Origin of the sequence: Nonomuraea phyllanthi (assembly GCF_006334985.2) — a bacterium.
Taxonomy (GTDB): Bacteria; Actinomycetota; Actinomycetes; order Streptosporangiales; family Streptosporangiaceae; genus Nonomuraea; species Nonomuraea phyllanthi.
Genome location: NZ_VDLX02000002.1, coordinates 729,908 through 744,852, shown reverse-complemented (window position 1 = coordinate 744,852; position 14,945 = coordinate 729,908). Strand labels below are relative to the sequence as shown.

General features: G+C 72.6%; 11 protein-coding genes. 2 read left to right on the top strand and 9 right to left on the bottom strand.

Annotation, left to right across the window (positions count from 1 at the left end):
• From FH608_RS08975 to FH608_RS08960, 4 genes are all read right to left on the bottom strand, one after another.
• A partial coding sequence (locus tag FH608_RS08975; protein WP_139629872.1) for a hypothetical protein occupies positions 1-205 on the bottom strand: 205 nt, incomplete at its 3' end.
• Between the two features lie 254 nt (positions 206-459).
• Positions 460-1,941, bottom strand: coding sequence for an MFS transporter (locus FH608_RS08970; RefSeq protein ID WP_139629871.1), 1,482 nt, complete (start codon positions 1,939-1,941; stop codon positions 460-462).
• 65 nt (positions 1,942-2,006) lie between these two features.
• Positions 2,007-2,408 (bottom strand): VOC family protein, encoded by a 402-nt coding sequence (locus FH608_RS08965; protein WP_139629870.1) that lies wholly within the window; start codon positions 2,406-2,408, stop codon positions 2,007-2,009.
• 102 nt (positions 2,409-2,510) lie between these two features.
• On the bottom strand, positions 2,511-3,311 hold the full coding sequence (locus FH608_RS08960; protein ID WP_226899173.1) for a helix-turn-helix domain-containing protein: 801 nt from the start codon (positions 3,309-3,311) through the stop codon (positions 2,511-2,513).
• A gap of 148 nt (positions 3,312-3,459) precedes the next feature.
• On the opposite strand from FH608_RS08960, the gene FH608_RS08955 reads away from it, so the two are divergent.
• On the top strand, positions 3,460-4,518 hold the full coding sequence (locus FH608_RS08955; protein WP_226899171.1) for a trypsin-like serine peptidase: 1,059 nt from the start codon (positions 3,460-3,462) through the stop codon (positions 4,516-4,518).
• A gap of 71 nt (positions 4,519-4,589) precedes the next feature.
• On the opposite strand, the gene FH608_RS08950 is transcribed toward FH608_RS08955, so the two are convergent.
• Entirely contained in the window at positions 4,590-5,414 is an 825-nt protein-coding gene (locus tag FH608_RS08950; RefSeq protein ID WP_139629869.1) for a helix-turn-helix domain-containing protein, read from the bottom strand.
• Between the two features lie 185 nt (positions 5,415-5,599).
• Between FH608_RS08950 and FH608_RS08945 the strand changes: the two genes are divergently transcribed.
• A complete protein-coding gene (locus FH608_RS08945; protein WP_139629868.1) occupies positions 5,600-6,349 on the top strand; it encodes an NADPH-dependent F420 reductase in 750 nt (249 codons plus the stop codon).
• 25 nt (positions 6,350-6,374) lie between these two features.
• Here FH608_RS08945 and FH608_RS08940 read toward each other — a convergent pair whose 3' ends face one another.
• From FH608_RS08940 to FH608_RS08925, 4 genes are all read right to left on the bottom strand, one after another.
• Complete coding sequence (locus FH608_RS08940) at positions 6,375-7,328, bottom strand: quinone oxidoreductase family protein (RefSeq protein WP_193318309.1); 954 nt, start codon at positions 7,326-7,328, stop codon at positions 6,375-6,377.
• 44 nt (positions 7,329-7,372) lie between these two features.
• Positions 7,373-8,197, bottom strand: a complete 825-nt coding sequence (locus FH608_RS08935; RefSeq protein WP_226899169.1) for a helix-turn-helix transcriptional regulator — start codon at positions 8,195-8,197, stop codon at positions 7,373-7,375.
• An 82-nt stretch (positions 8,198-8,279) separates the two neighbouring features.
• Positions 8,280-10,826 carry an ATP-dependent Clp protease ATP-binding subunit gene (locus FH608_RS08930; protein ID WP_139629865.1) on the bottom strand — a complete coding sequence of 849 codons (2,547 nt, stop codon included), beginning with the start codon at positions 10,824-10,826 and terminating at the stop codon, positions 8,280-8,282.
• Between the two features lie 87 nt (positions 10,827-10,913).
• Entirely contained in the window at positions 10,914-14,942 is a 4,029-nt protein-coding gene (locus FH608_RS08925) for a glycoside hydrolase family 2 TIM barrel-domain containing protein (protein WP_139629864.1), read from the bottom strand.
• Positions 14,943-14,945: the final 3 nt, after the last annotated feature.

Here is a 14,945-nt window from a genome sequence, read left to right as displayed (position 1 = left end):
GGCCCGACTGCGTCGGGACGTCCCTGCGCCCGGCCTGGCGAGCCGCCTCAACCCGGGCCTTCCACTTCTCGTTTCCGAGCAACCAGTCGAAAGACTCGGTCTGCAGGGCCAGAAGATCAGGAACTTCGAGGGGCTCCTGGATGCGCGCGAAAGACACGCGACGGGGACCAGCGGGTACGGCGGAGGCGTTGCGCGAGGCTGCCAACAGATGTCCTTCCGGAGAGCACGGATGGAGTCGAACTGCGCGCACGCCAAACGCCCCGGGAATTAACCGGGGCGTCCACAAACGGCGCGAGGGAGCAGCATAGCGCAACTAAGAAACAGCTGTCCACACTTAATGTAATCGTCAACCTCGCTGCCGCCTTCAGCTTGCCATAGCCGCCGCGACCTCGTCAACTTCCCGCGGTCGCGCTCGGTCGGCGACCCGCCCCCGCCGCGGCCGATCACCCGCCGTCCGCATCAGTGACCGCGGCCGCGACCGTGACTGTGACTGTGGCCGTGGCCGAGACTGTGGCCGTGGCTGTGGCCGTGGCCGTGGCCGACGAACGCCGCCGCCGGCCGGCCCCGGGGCACCAGCCACAGCGCGACGACCGCCGCCGCGCCCGCGACGGCCGCGCAGAGCGTGAACCCCGAGACGAAGCCGCCGACGCCCGCCGCCGCGCCGGGCACGAGGCTGGACGCCGCGACCGTGGAGACGACGGCCACGCCGATCGAGCCGCCCAGCTCGTGGAAGGTGTTGATGACGCCGGAGGCGACGCCGTTCTCGCCGGGCGGGACGTTGGCCATGGTCGTGGTCGTGGCGGTCACGAAAGCCGGCCCGATGCCCAGGGCGGCCAGGACGAAGCCCGGCAGCAGCGTGGCGTACGCGCTCGCGCCGGGCGAGACGCGCGTCATGAGCGCCGCCCCGGCCGCGGTCAGCACGAAGGACGCCACCGCCACCGGCCGCCCGCCGATCCTGCCCACGAGATGCCCGCCCGCCTGCGCGCCGATCGTGATCGCGACGGCCACGGGCAGGAACAGCAGCCCGGTCTCCAGCGCGCCGAGCCCCAGCACGTTCTGGAGGTAGAGCGAGCTGAGGAAGAACAGGCCCAGCATCAGCCCCGTCGCCACCAGCATCACGAACGTCCCCGAGATCACCGGCCGCCTGGCCAGCGTCGCGGCCCGCATCAGCGGGGACCGTACCGACCGCTCGACCTTCACGAACGCGGCGTACAGCAGCGCCGACCCGGCCAGCGGCAGCACCGTACCAGGGGATCCCCACCCGGCGTCGCCCGCGGCCACCAGCCCGTAGATCAGCAGGGCCGTCGCCAGCGTGACGAGCAGGGCGCCGGGCACGTCCAGCCGCTCGCGCCGGCCGGGCGTGGCCGCCACCATCGGCGGCACGGCGGCGAGCACCACCAGGCCGATCGGGGCGTTCACGAAGAAGACCCACGTCCAGCCGGGCCCCGCGGTCAGCACGCCACCGAGCAGCACGCCCAGGGCCGCGCCGGTGCCGCCGACGGCGGCCCAGACGCCGAGCGCGCGGCCCCGCCGCTCGCCCGTGAAGGCGACCGTGATCGCGGCCAGGGCAGCGGGGGACAGCAGCGCGGCGCCGACGCCCTGCAGCGCCCGCCCGGCGATCAGCATCGCGCCGCTCCCGGCGAGGCCGCACACCAGCGAGGCCGCCGTGAACAGCCCCAGCCCCGCCATGAGCGTGCGGCGGGCGCCCCACGCGTCGGCGAGTCGCCCGCCGAGCACCATCAGCCCGCCGAAGCAGAGCGTGTACGTGGTCACCACCCAGGTCAGCGACTCGCGGCCGAGCGCGAGGTCCGTGCCGATGGTGGGCAGCGCCACCTGCACGACCGTGATGTCGACGATCAGCATGAACTGGGCCAGGCAGAGCAGCACGAGCAGGCCCCACCCGCCCGTACGCGCCCTGGTGGCGGTCATGTCGGAACTCATCCGCGTCTCCTTAACTCGAACATTGATGTTCAAGTTAACACGCGGAAACGATACGCCGGTAGGGTTTATGCGTGGCAGAGCTCGCCGGTGATGATCCACAGGTGGCCGAACGGGTCACGGATGCGGCCCGAGCGCTTGCCGTACGGCCGGTCCTCGATCGGCACGACCACCTCCGCGCCCTGGGCCACCATGCGCTCGCCGACCGCGTCCGGCTCCTCCACCTCGATCTCGAGGAGCACCGCGGAACCGCCGAGGTCATGGGGCGAGAGCCAGCCCCACGGCCGCACGGCCGGCGAGACCCGGAAGGACGCCGCACCGATGCGGTGATCGACGACGGCGGGCCGCCCGTCGTCGCCCGGCGGGGCGCGGAACACCTGCTCGGCGCCGAGCGCGTCCTGGTAGAACGCCGACGCGCGGTCGGGGTCGGGGACGATGAGACGGGGAGAGAGGTGGATGTCAGGTGTCATGAGCCCCATCGTCGGGGCGGGGCGGCGGCGGAGTCTTGAACATCTGGGAACGGACCCCGCCCGCGTCGCGCCGCCGACCGGCCGCACACTCCTCGGCCGGCCCTACGCGGTCAGGCCACCCTCGGCGCGCAACCATTCGGTGGGCGTGTACCCGGTCATGGCCCGCCACTCCCGGGTGAGATGCGCCTGATCGGCGAAGCCCGATCCGGCGGCCACCGCCGCCAGACCGACCCTCCCCTTACGCGCGGCGGCCACCATCCGCCCCCGGGCGCTCTCGAAGCGGACGAGCCGCTGGTACTCCTTCGGCGTCACCCCGAACTCGCCGCGAACCGTACTGCTCAGGTGCCGCCGGGAGCACCCCAGCAACCGAGCGGCCTCCTCCACCCGGGTGGTGCCGGACAGAGCCGCGAGCGTGGCCCGCAACCCGTGGCGGCCGGCGCGGTCGCCGTGCCTGGCCAGGCCGGCGAGCAGGCGGCGCTCGACGAGGGCGCGACGCTCCGGCCAGGACCGGCAGGCCGCCAGGCGCTCGGGCAGATCCGCCATCGCCGGGGCGACATCGGCGAGATCGGCGATCTCCCCGGCCAGCGCCGACGCCGGAAGTCCCAGCAACGCGCCGGCTCCCAGCGGGCTGAGCGTCAGCCACACGCCGCGCGTGCACCGCTCCTGCCTCAGCTCGGCCGCGCTCAGATGAAGCCCGGCCACGGCGGCCCTGAACCGCTCACGCGAGCCGGGCCGCCCCACCCATCCGATCTCGAGCGGCTCCTCCTCGGGGATCGTGATCGACACCGTGCTTGAGGGAAGCCCGCGATGAACGCCGGCCAGGCCCGGCCCGAGGTCGTACGCGCTCAGCGCCACCACGAACGGCGCCAGAGCGGCGGGCATCGGGTCGGCGAAGGCGCTCACCTCCTCACACTAGGCGGACGGGCGCGGTGCCGCCGACGGGTGCACCGCGAGGCACACCAACGCTTGATCATCATGCGGTCGGCAGGTAGCGTCGATCACTCGAAGGCGAACTTCCATTCGAATGACACGTTGCTAAACCCAAGGAGAAATGGAGATGCATGTGATGAAGCGAGTTCCAGTCGCATTAGCTGTCGGCTTGTTGGCCTCCCCCCTCGTGGCGGCGCCGGCCAGCGCCTCCCTCGTGCCGACCGACCCTCTGGCCGCTACTCAAGCGACCGCTGTCGAGGTCGCGACGTTCTGGCTCGGCAATGGCGGTGCCAACCTGGCGAACGCCACCCCGTACAACATCCAGACCTCCGTCCGCAAGGTCATCTCCGCTGGCGGCGCTTCAGGCACCGAGCCCGGTGTAGTGCCGCCGGTGCCCCCGGCCGACGCCGGCGACACGGACACCAAGACCCCCACCACCTCGGGCAAGGTGTTCTTCATCGGCGCCGACGGCCTGCCCCACTGGTGCAGTGGCACCGCCGTTCAGTCGCAGTACCGCAACGTCGTCGCCACGGCCGGTCACTGCGTGTACGACACACAGCGCCCCGGCTCCACTCTCGACAGGTGGGTCTTCGTTCCCGGCTACTCCGCCGGCACCGCGCCATGGGGCCTCTACGTCGGAAAACAGGTTGCCGGGCATTACGACTTCCTGTTGTTCAACGACTACGACCGCGACTACGCCTTCGTCAACGTCTACAGCGGCGTGGTCTCCTCTGCCTCCCATGAAGTGACCGACGTCGGAACTCTGGTCGACAACGTCGGCGGACAGGGCCTGGCCTGGAATCAGCCGTCCGGCTCCGCGGTCGATGTCTTCGGCTACCCGGCCGGCCCTCACCCCGATGGTACGCGGCCTTACACGGGTCAGACCCTCGAGTCGTCCAGCGGCCGCACAACCACCGCCCAGGCACCCAGCGTGAAGGCCGAGGAATTCACCGCCGTCGATTCCCCGTTCACCGGTGAAGGCTCCCTCGGCTCGTCATGGCTGTTGGGCTACCACAAGAGCAAGCTCATGGGATACCTCAACGGCATGACCGTCAGCGTCGCCGACACCGACGGTGACCTCCGCTTCGACACGAGCTTGTCTCCCTACTTCGACGGCGAACTGTTCGAGGTCTACCAAGCCGCCGACATCTCGCCGAGCGGCTCGATCCTCCCCGCGTAAACCGGCATGAGTCTGGAGGGACGGCGCTCTCCGTGTCGTCCCTCCACGAATCAGGCATGCCCGACTGCCGTCTACAGGTTCCCGAGTTGCCGCAGGGCCTGCTCGGAGGTCGATCCCGGCTCGGCGGCGAACAGGTCGAGCCCGTAGCAGGACGGCTCGTCGGGGAGCTTGACGAGCTCGCCGTGCAGGGTCAGCGCGCCCACGACCGGGTGGTGCAGCTCGTACGTCCGGGACCGGACCTGCGCGACCGGGTGCTCCGCCCACATCCGCGCGAAGTCGGCGCTCAGCTCCCGCAGGTGGCGGAGGTGCGCCGCGAGCCCCTGGTCACCGTGGTAGCGCCCGAGCAGGACGCGCAGGTGCGCCACGTGCTCGCGTGCCGCCCGCTCCCAGCCGGCGCGGTGCAGCTCGCGCAGGTAGGGCTCGGTGAACAGCAGGTGCGAGAGCGTACGGCGCTCCTCCGGCAGCGCGGGGAAGTCGCCGAAGACCGCCACGGCGAGCCGGTTCCATCCGACGATCTGGGTGTGCCGGCCGACCACCAGCGCCGGCGTCATCACGAACGACTCCAGCAGGTAGCGCAGGCCAGGAGGGACCTGCGACGGGGCCGCGGCGCACGGCGCGGGAGGCCGGGCGATGCGGTGCAGGTAGGCCAGCTCGTCCCGGTCGAGGCGCAGCGCCGTGCCGACGGCGTTCAGGACCTCGTCCGAGACGCTGTCGCCCTTGCCCTGCTCCAGGCGGGTGTAGTGGGCGATGCTCACGCCCGCCAGCCCGGCCAGCTCCTCGCGCCGCAGGCCGGCGACCCGGCGCGCCCCGCCGTGGTCACGCAGCCCGACGTCCTCCGGCCGCAGGCGGGCGCGGCGTGACTTGAGGAACGTGCTCAGCTCCGTCCTGTCGCTCACGCGCCAACCCTACGTCCGTGCGGGCGGCGGGTGATCAGGCCGTGCGTACGCAGGACGCGGGCCTGGTCCGGGCACTCCCGGCGGATCCACGCTGTCACGCGAGCCACCCGCGACGGCCCCTCGTCGCGGCATCCAGTGGCATCCAGCAACATGCAGCGGCATTCATGAACGAAGGGAGCGAAAGCATGCCTCGGACACTCGGACTCATCGGCAGCGGGATGATGGGGACCTCCGTCGCCCGCCTGGCCGTCGCGGCGGGCCTCGAGGTCGTCGTCAGCAATTCGCGAGGCCCCGAGACGCTCGCGGATCTGGTCGCCGACCTGGGCGGGCGCGCCCGAGCGGGCACGCCGGCGGAGGCGGCACGGGCCGGGGACCTGGTGGTGGCGGCCGTACCGCTGGGGGCCTGGGAGCACCTCCCCGCAGGCGCGCTGGCCGGCAGGACGGTGCTGGACACGGCGAACTACTACCCCGAGCGGGACGGCCACCTGCCCGAGCTGGACGCGGGCGGGCTGACCTCCAGCGCTCTCCTGCAACGCCTGCTCCCCGGCTCCCGGGTGGTCAAGGCGCTCAACACCATCACCCCGCACCAGATCCGCTCGCTCGCCAGGCCGGCGGGCGCGCCGGACCGCAGCGCCCTGCCCATGGCCGGGGACGACGCGGACGCCAAGGCCGAAGCCGCCCGGCTTCTGGACATCCTGGGGCATGACGCGGTGGACATCGGCCCGCTCGCCGCCGGCTGGCGCAGCGAGCCGGACACGCCGGTCTACATCCGGCCCTACCTCGGCGAGGTGCCGCCCATGAACGTCGAGGACTTCCTCCGCTGGACGCTCGGGACGCCCGGCGTCGCCGTGCCGGCCGCGCGGGTCCGCGAGCTGGTCGAGGCCGCGGTCCGCCGGCCGGCGGGTGAGGCCCGGCTCCCGAGCGACGGCGGCTGAACCACCACAGTGACGGCCTCCGGCCTCAGACTTCGAGGACCAGCTTGCCGGTGGTACGGCCGGACTCGATGCGGCGGTGCGCCTGCGCGGCCTGCTCCAGCCGCAGCGACTCCACCCGCACCCGCAGCTGCCCGCTCGCGGCCGCGGCCACCGCCCGGTGCAGCGCCCGGCCCGCCTCAGCGGGGAAGGCGGCGCAGAACGCGGCCAGGTTGAACCCGGACACCGTCCTGTTGGTGAACCACAGCTCGTTGGCCGGGATCCCGACGTCGTCGGCGCCGGACGCGTTGCCCATCACCACCATCCGGCCCATCGGCGCGAGCAGGTCGAGGCTGCTCCGGCGTACGGGACCCCCGACCATGTCCACCACGATGTCGAAAGGATTGGCCCCGGCCACCTGCTCGCGCAGGACGACCTCGTCGTAGCCGAACGCCCGAGCCGCCTCGATCTTGGCCGGGCTGCCCACGGTGCCCACCACGCGGCCCGCGCCCAGCAGCCGGGCGGCCTGGCCGAGCTGGCTGCCCACGCCTCCGGCCGCGGCGTGGACGAGCACGCTCTCCCCCGGCGCGACGCGGGCCACCCGGTCGAGCACGAGGAACGCGGTGGTGCTGTTGGACGGCAGCGCCGCCGCGACGCCCAGCTCCAGGCCATGGCCGTCCAGCGGGACCACCAGGTCGGCGGAGGTGTTCACGGCCTCGGCGTAGCCGCCGCTGTCGACGATGGTCAGGGCGGCGACCGGCTGGCCCACCCGGAGGTGCTCGACTCCGGGACCGAGCGCCCGGACCCGGCCGGAGACCTCGATGCCGGGGACGAACGGCAGGGGCACGTCCACCATGCCCTGCCGGTAGAGGATCTCGGCGAAGTTGGCGCCGGCGTAGGACACGTCGATGGAGACCTGGCCGGGCCCTGGCGCGGGGAGCTCGACCTCCGCGAGGCGGAGGACGTCGGCACCGCCGAACTCGGGAATCGTGATCGCCTTCATGCCGTCCATCGTGGCCGGACGGCACTCCGGCAGGCAGTGTCAGCTCATCCTGGGTGTGCCACCACCAGGCTCTCCAGCCTCTCCTTGGTGCCGGTGCCGGGACGCGGCGTGTGCAGCACCACGTTGAGGTCCGTACGGTCCGGGAGCCGCATCATCGAGTACTCGAACGTGAGGTCGCCCACGTCGGGATGGGTGATCGCCTTGATGCCCTCGGACCGGGCGCGCACGTCCGCCCGCGCCCACAGCTCGGCGAACTCCGGGCTGGCGGCACGCAGCTCGTCGGCGATCCGCCCGAAGGCCGGGTCGTCGGGATAGCGGGCCGCGGAGGCGCGGAAGTCGGCCACCATGTCGGGAGCGAACTCGTGCCACGAGGTGAACCGCCCGCGATAGACCGGATGGGTGAAGAACGCCACCATGCAGTTGCGGACGTCGTCGTCGAACCCGAACACCCACCGGGACGCCTCGTTCGTCGCCACCAGGTCGTAATGCCGGTCCAGCACGTGCGCCGGGTTGGGCATCCACGCGTCGAGCACCCCGCGCAGGTGCCCGCTCACCGGCGCGCCCGGCCGGCCCGTGGGCTCGGGCGGGTTCAGCCCGGCCAGCACGTAGAGGTGCGTCCGCTCGGCCTCGTCGAGCATCAGGGCGCGGGCGACGGCATCGAGCACGGCGCCGGAGACCTTGATGTCGCGGCCCTGCTCCAGCCACGTGTACCAGGACACCCCGACCCCGGCGAGCACGGCCACCTCCTCCCGGCGCAGCCCGGGAGTGCGGCGCCGCCCCGCGTCGGGCATGCCGACGTCGGCGGGCCTGAGGGCCTCCCTCTTGGCGCGGAGGAACGCTTTGAGCTGCTCACGATGGCCGTCGGTCACGGAACCCACGATAAGTGACCTGGGTCCGGGGCGGGCTCGCCCCGGTTTCGGCGAGCGTTCTCGCCCCCGCTCCAGCGAGGGTTCAGAGGTACGCGCCGGGGTCTTCCGGCCTCTTCTGGTCGACCCGGAGCTCGGGGCTCATGAGCACGTCCGGCCTGGTGTCCGGCCCCGGTTCGGCGCCCTCACCCAGCACCGTGAGCGCCAGGTCTCCGTCGCGCACGCCGATGTGCGCCCGCTGCCCGGGCCGCAGCGTGCCGTCCAGGAGCAGCCGGGACAGCGTGTTGTCCAGCTTGCGCTGGATCGTGCGGCGCAGCGGCCGGGCGCCGAAGTGCGGCTGGTAGCCCTCCCTGGCCAGCCAGTCGACGGCCACGGGTTCGAGCTCCAGCTCCACGTTCTGGGCGTGCAGGTGCCGCCGGGTCTCCTCCAGCATGAGCCTGGTGATCTGGCGGAGCTGCTCGCCGTCCAGGCCGTGGAAGACGATGATCTCGTCCACCCGGTTCAGGAACTCGGGCCGGAAGCGCTGCTGGAGCAGGCGCAGGAGCCGGGCGCGCAGGACGGCGGCCGTCTCGTCGGGCTCGGCCATGATGAGGTCCGCCCCGATGTTGGAGGTCATGATCACCACGGTGTGCCGGAAGTCGACGGTACGGCCCTGCCCGTCGGTCAGCCGCCCGTCGTCGAGCACCTGGAGCAGCAGGTTGAACAGGTCGGGATGCGCCTTCTCGATCTCGTCCAGCAGGATCACCGAGTAGGGCTTGCGGCGTACCTGCTCGGTGAGCTGGCCGGCCTCCTCGTACCCCACGTATCCGGGCGGGGCCCCGACCAGCCTGGAGGCGGTGTGGCGCTCCTGGAACTCGCTCATGTCGAAGCGGACCATCCGGTCGTGCGCGCCGAAGAGGGCTTCGGCCAGCGCGCGGGCCAGCTCCGTCTTGCCCACGCCCGTGGGGCCGAGGAACAGGAAGGAGCCGATCGGGCGGTTGGGGCTGCTCATCCCGGCCCGGGAGCGGCGCACGGCCTCGGCCACCGCCATGACCGCCTCGTCCTGGCCGATCACCCGCTGGTGCAGGTGCTCCTCCAGGGCCAGCAGCCGGTCCTTCTCCTCCTGGGTGAGCTGGGCCACGGGGATGCCGGTGGCGCGGGAGACGACCTCGGCGATGTCGTTCGCGGTCACCTGGGGCACGCCCCGGTGGCCGTCGCCCGTCTGCGCGATCTGGGCCCGCAGCTCCGCGACCTCGTCACGCAGCTCCCGGGCCCGCTCGTAGTCCTCGCTCGCCACCGCCTGGTCCTTCTCGCGCTGTCGCTGCTCGAGGCGCTCCTCCAGCTCCCGCGCGCCCTCCGGGGTGATCGTGGCGGACAGCGCCACCCGGGCGCCCGCCTGGTCCACCAGGTCGATGGCCTTGTCGGGCAGGAACCGGCCGGAGACGTACCGGTCGGACAGCTCGGCCGCGGCGTCGAGCGCGTCGTCGGTGAACTTGACCTGGTGGTGCGCCTCGTACTGGTCGCGGAGCCCGCGCAGGATCTCGATGGTGTCCTCGACGCTGGGCTCGGGGACGAGGATCGGCTGGAAGCGCCGCTCCAGGGCGGCGTCCTTCTCGACGTACCTGCGGTATTCGTCCAGCGTGGTCGCGCCGATCACGTGGAGCTCGCCGCGTGACAGTGCGGGCTTGAGCATGTTGGCCGCGTCGATGGCGCCCTCGGCGCCGCCCGCGCCCACGACCGTGTGCAGCTCGTCGATGAAGATGATCAGCTCGTCGCCGTGCGCGCGGATCTCGTCCATGACCTTGGTCAGGCGCTCCTCGAACTCGCCGCGGTACTTCGTCCCCGCCACCATCGCGGCGACGTCCAGCTGGACCACCCGCTTGTTCTTGAGCGCGCCCGGCACGGCGCCGCCGACGATGCGCTGCGCCAGGCCCTCGACGATGGCGGTCTTCCCGACGCCCGGCTCGCCGAGCAGTGCCGGGTTGTTCTTGGTCCGCCGCGACAGGACCTCCGTCGCCTGGGCGATCTGGTCGCCGCGGCCGATCACCGGATCGATCCTGCCCTCGCGGGCCGCCGCCGTGAGGTCCCGGCCGTACTGGTCGAGCGTGGGCGTGGTGCTGGCCGGTTGCCGCCCGGGCGGGCGCTCGGCCTCGGGTGCCAGCGCCTCCGGGGTGACGTGGGAGCCGCGCAGGATCCGCCCGGCCGCCGACGCCGGGTTCGCCGACAGGGCCAGGACGAGGTGCGGCGCCCCGATGTACGAGGCGCCGGTGGCCCGGGCGAGCTGCCGGGCGTCCAGCAGCGCCCGCTTGGCGGCGGGCGACAGCGGCATCGGCCCCTGGCGTGGCTCGCGCTGCTCGACGGCCTCCTCCACCGCGGCGGCGATCGCCGCAGGATCCGCCCCGGCCTGCTCCAGCAGCCCCTTGGCGGCATCCACCTGGGTCGCCGCGAACAGCAGATGCTCGGTGTCGAGATAGTCGGCGCCCCAGGAGGACGCGCGCTCCGCCGCGACCCGCAGCAGAGCTATCGCGTCCTCACTGAGCAGCCGGCCGAGGTCGACCCGTCCTGAGAACTGGGGCTGGCCGAAGCCGAAGAACCGGGCGAGGAGATCGTCCATCGGACCGAAGCCGTACTGCCAGTACCCGCCGTTGGTCATGTCGCTTCCCTCCCATCCCGGACCGCCTACCCCCCGCCGATGCGAGTAACCGATCCGGACAAAAGGTGCACCAGCCCCTCTCCTCCCTCAGCCGGGGTCGCTGCGGCCCACGAGGCGGCCGATCGCCTGGGTCCCGGCGTTGCCGCGCAGGCCCGCGGCGTAGTGCCAGCCGTCCAGCGCGCCGGGCCGGGTGAAGTCCACGCGGCCCTGGGTCGTGGCTGTCATGATCTTCGTCCAGCCCCAGCCGTGCCCGCGGTCGACCCAGGTGCTGATCGCGTTGCCGTCGAGGACGAACGCCCAGCGGTCCCCCGGTTCCAGGGGCGCCGTGGCACAGCAGGCGTTGGTGAGCCTGCCGTCGATCCTGATGTCCACGCCGTGCTGGCCCTTGATCCCGGTCCAGGCCATGACGTAGTTGCGCTCGTCCTTGACCAGCCCGTTGAACAGGGCGTCCTGCCCCTTCCCCGTGCCGGCCCACTGGCCGTGGTCCACGATCACCACGGCCCTCGGGCTCCGCGGCCCGGAGGCATGGGCGACCACCCCGTAGTAGGCGCCGGGACCCTGCGCCCGCAGGCTCCCCCCGCCGAAGGCCAGCTGGGGCAGCGCTTCGCTCGCCGACGGCCGGTGGAGCGTGTACGCGGCACTGGAGTCGGTGTCGAACGTGTCGTCCACGCCGACCTCGGGGTAGGCCGTGGGGTCGAAGTCCACCGTCGCCCTGCTGACCGCCTGGACGGCGTGCCCGCCCCAGGTCGCGGTGGCGGTGAAGTCCGCCGTCTGGCCGGTCCGCGCCGGCGATTCCGCCCGTACGGTGAACGCGACGTGACGGGCCTCGCCCGGCTTCAGCGAGCCGATCAGGTCCGGGCCGGCGGCGGTCGCGGTCCAGCCCTCCGGGGCCGACAGCCGCACCCCGACGTCCCTCACCGTCCTGGCGGTGTCGTTGACCACCGACACGATCGCCGTCCCCGTGCCGGACCCGGGGGAGATCGCGGCCGGAGCCTGGTACACGGAGAGCCGGGAGTCGACCGCCCGGAACCGCGGCCGCTCGTCGGGCACGCGGACCCGGCCGCTGACCAGCATGGGCGGCGTGCCGTGGCGGCCCGAGCGGGCACCGAAGATCGACAGCCCGCCCCCGTCGGAGGCGAAGCGGAGCGTGACGGTGCCGGCGTCGCCGAGCTGCCTGGCGGTGATCGGGACGGCGACGCGGTAGCCGTACCGGTTGCCGAAGTCCCCCTTGAGGGAGCCGCGCGACCGCCCGGCCAGCGCCGTCGGGCCGTGGGGGTCGTCGGGCAACACGATCGCCGGCAGCGGCGTGCCGTTGACGGACACGGTGAGCCGGGCGGGATAGCGGCGCGCGCTCGTCTTGTTGTTGGGGTCGTACCAGCCGCGGGCCTGGGCGGACGCGACCTCGGCGACCAGGGTCGCCCCGCGGCCCCGGCCCGTGCCGGCCGGCACCTTGACGGTGTACTCGAAGTAGCCCCGGCCGTAGCCGGTGACCCAGTCGGAGCCGCCGGTGGTGTGGGCCTGGGCGCCGCCGGTCCACTGCTGCGCGGTCACCTCGCCGGCCGGGAAGCCGGGCTCGTCGGCGGGGCCGGGGGTGTCGAAGGTGAGGTAGTTCTCGGCGACGGTCCTGCCGCCGGCCTCCAGCCAGATCCACACGTGCCCGACCCGCAGCTCGGCCGGCGCGGTGACCGACACGGTGCCGGCCTCGGTGACGCCGTACCGCGCCGGGGCGACCGGCCGCGAGCCGCCGCCGCCGGCGTCGGGGACCCAGCGGCCCTCGTCGTCGTACCCGCCGATCCTCCACCGGAGCGTGGCCCCGGACAGGTCGTCGTCGGAGAAGTGGCTGATCCTGACCGGGACCTCGATGGCGCCGCCGCGCTCGACGGTCCGCGCCGACGTGCCCATCAGGGAGATCGCGTCGTCACCCTGGAACATCTCGATGCCGCGTGACCTGCCCCGATGGTCCACGAACTCCGGCTGGTTCGGCTGCCGGTCGAAGGTGACCGGGCTGTGGACCTCCTGCTCGGTCTCGGCCAGCTGGACTCCGACGTAGCCGTTGAGCTTGGGATAGGCGCGGAAGAGGCTCGCTGTGTGGGGGAACTGCCCCGCCCTGATGGCGAACTCGGAGTTGAGCCAGGGCTGCCCGCTCTGGGCGCCGTCGTTGAAGTTCCACGTGGAACCCGGCTCGACCTGGGCGTCGAAGCCGTCCAGGAGCTTCTTCCACTCGTCGTAGGTGGCCAGGTACCAGTGGAAGTCGTTCAGGTCGGTGTCGAGGTGGCCGTTCTTGCAGCAGGCGGAGTTGTCGACGACCAGCCGGCCCGGGTCGAGCTCGTGGGCCAGCTTCACCATCCTGCGCACGTACGGGAACGCCGCCGGCGGGATCGGCTGCTGCCAGGGCTCGTCGCTGATGCCCCAGGACTCGTTGAAGGTCGTCCAGATCACGATCGACGGGTGGTTGTGGTCGCGCTGGAGCGTGCTGCGCAGCAGCCCCTCGAAGAGCCGCTCCGCCTCCGGACCCAGGGAGTGCCAGCCCGCGTTGGGCAGGTCGTACCAGATCATCAGCCCGAGCTTGTCGGCCCAGTGGTAGTACGCCGGCTCGTTGACCTTGAGGTGGTTCCTGATCACGTTGAACCCGAGCCGCTTGGCGTTCTGCAGGTCGAGCAGGATCGACCCCCGGCCCGGGTCGGCCTCCGTCCCGGTGCGCAGGTCGGGGCCGGCGGTGACACCGGTGTAGGTGTAGAGGCCCCACGGGTTGTAGCCCTGGTCGAGGACGCCGCGCACGTAGATGGGCCGGTTGTTGAGGTGGATGTACTGGTACTCACCGGTGTGGCCGGGGGCCCATTTGCGTTCGATCGTCCGCAGCCCGAACGTGGCGCGGATGCCGTCGTCGTCACCCAGCCGGATGTCGGCGGTGTAGAGCGCCGGGTCGTCCGGCTCCCACAGGTGCGGGCGCTCGATCGGGATCCGCGCCGTGCCCCGGCCGCCGGTCAGCGGCACGGCGGCGGTGCCGACGACCCTTCCGCGCGGGTCCTTCACCCGTACGGTGGCGCTGTCGCCTCCGTCGGCGGCGAGGTCGATCCTGGCTGCGGCCTCGGACGGGGCGCGCGCGTCCCCCTCGAAGGCCAGCTCCGGGGTCACGCGCGTCTCGGTGAGCCGCGCGGCGGCGTACGGCTCGATCCACACCGACTGCCAGATGCCGCCGACGTCGGTGAACCAGCCGGTGTCGTCGCCGGCGGGTTCGCCGGTCTGCTTGCCCTGGGGGTAGGGCGAGTCGGGGGTCGTCGGCGGCGCGACCACCCGGATCGCCAGCGTGTGCGTCGAGCCGGGAGCCAGCGCGCCGAGGTCCGCGCCGATCTCGGTGTAGCCGTCGCCGGAGTACGGCAGCACGGGCTCGCCGTCGAGCCAGACCGCCGCTCCCCAGTCGGCGGCCCCGATGCGGAGCCTGGTCAGCCGGTCGGCGAAGTTTCTCGGGACGGTGAAGGAGCGCCGGTACCAGACCGTCCCCCGGTAGCGGGCGAAGGCGCTGCGGAAGATCTCCTTGGTCGCCAGCTCGTCCTCGCCCCAGGCGGCGAGCGACTGGTAGCCGAACGGCACCCGGATCGCCTTGCCGAACGCGTGACCGGGGTCGAACCACCGCTCCCGCTCGCCCACGTCGCCGGGGTCGAAGTCGAACGACCAGGTGCCGTTCAGCGACATCCAGGCGCCGCCGGTGAACGGGCGCCGGTCGGCGTCAGGGCGCGGATACTCCGCCCGGGGCGGAGCGGTCTCGCGCTCCAGCTCGATCGTGACCGAACGCCCCACGGTCGTGGACGCGAAGGCGTACCCCTCCTTGGCGGCGACCACGAGGGCGCTGCTCTCCGGCACGCCGGTCAGGGTGAAGGCGCCGTCCTTCGCGGTCGTGGCGAACACCTCGGTCCTGGAGGCGTGCACGGTGGCGCCTTCCACCGGCGCGCCGCCGCGGGCGTCCACCACCCGGCCGCTGACGTCGACCGTCCTCGCCCCGGAGGCGGCCGGCGGCTCGGGCTCGGCGAGGGCCGGGACCGCCCCCGGGCACAGGAGTGCCCAGGCGGCGATCAGGGCGATGGCTAATCTGCTACGTGTCTTCGCGGAACCAGACATGAG